The organism is Vibrio sp. M260118 (genome assembly GCF_036533755.1).
Lineage (GTDB): Bacteria > Pseudomonadota > Gammaproteobacteria > Enterobacterales > Vibrionaceae > Vibrio.
The window spans coordinates 1-1,207 of record NZ_JATABG010000605.1 but is presented as its reverse complement, the minus strand read 5'-3'; the positions used below and the strand labels follow the sequence as shown (position 1 = coordinate 1,207).

At 45.2% G+C, this 1,207-nt stretch carries 2 protein-coding genes; one reads left to right on the top strand and one right to left on the bottom strand.

Annotation, left to right across the window (positions count from 1 at the left end; all coding sequences use genetic code 11):
* The coding region (locus QTO00_RS19960; protein ID WP_331426300.1) for a BrnT family toxin at positions 1-181 on the bottom strand (181 nt) is incomplete at its 3' end.
* A 197-nt stretch (positions 182-378) separates the two neighbouring features.
* Between QTO00_RS19960 and QTO00_RS19955 the strand changes: the two genes are divergently transcribed.
* Positions 379-1,207: tetratricopeptide repeat protein (locus tag QTO00_RS19955; RefSeq protein WP_331426299.1), on the top strand; the 829-nt coding region annotated here is incomplete at its 3' end.

The window sequence follows — 1,207 nt, the reverse complement described above, 5'->3', positions numbered from 1 at the left end:
CCCCAGACCAGTGCTTGCCGTCTAACATACCGATGACTAAACACCTAGGCTCATCACTTGTATTCGCAGGAATCTCAATAAGATCAGAGTCGTTCCACAAGCCTTGAGCGGTATAGAAATCAATTCCATGTTTCTCAAGGTTTGACCTGCTTTTATTTTCGTCAAACTCAAATTTCAGCATGAGTAAAATTTATACCTTTTTTACTCTTTTGGCAAATTGATGGTAAATTCATAGTTGGGTAGATAACTATATCAACCTTCTAAAGCAAGCCTTTTCTTTAGCCACCAAAGAGTTCAACAACAATTATTGTCTACTTTCGCCATTCAATTGATATACTTAGCAAATACACCTAACCATTAATGTAATTTGAGGCTGCTTTGCGTCTATTCTCCGTGCTATTGCTGATCGTCTCTTCGCTGAGCGTTGCTCAAACCATAGAAGAGCTTACCCAAAGCGCTCAGAGTAACAATATTCACGCTCAACTCGAGCTCGCAAACCGTTATGCAAACGGGCAAGGCGTTGAAGAGTCAGCGACAGAAGCCTTTTATTGGTATAGACAAGCCGCAGACAATGGAAGTGAGTTAGCCGCGGCCCCTCTTGGCCGAGCGTACTACTTGGGTATTGGCACGTCTGTTGATCTCGAGGATGCCATTTTCTGGCTAAGTAAAGCAGCACTAGCTGGCGATACCAAGTCACCTTTGCTACTCGGGCAGCTATACGAGCAGAGCAGCGGCCAGTTCAACAATCTCGACTTAGCAGAACTGTGGTACACGTTCGCAAGCAAAGAGAACCCAGAGGCAGAAAACGACTACGCTCGTGTGCTTGAAAAGCAGTTCAACAACCGCCGTGCTAAGCAAGTCGCCGCCATTGATCAGCTCGAAGTGGCGTTTGATAGCGGAGATATTGAGCTTAGCCCAAAAGCCAAATCCCTCTCCCACAATGATCAATCTCAGGGTGCGACTCTCTATACACTACTTGGTCTGCTCCTGCTCGCGATTGCCGTGTGTGTTTGGTTATTGCGTATTAATCGCTCGTTAAAGGCAATGACGAGTGCTTCTGATTCCGACGCACAAAGACAACAGATCAAACTCGATAGAGAAATTAAGCGTAAAGATGAGACGTTAAAGCAGCAAAAGCGCCAAATGGAAGTGATGTATCGCCATATTAAAAAGCTTCAGAGCCAGCCTGCTCAGCAACGTACTAAAG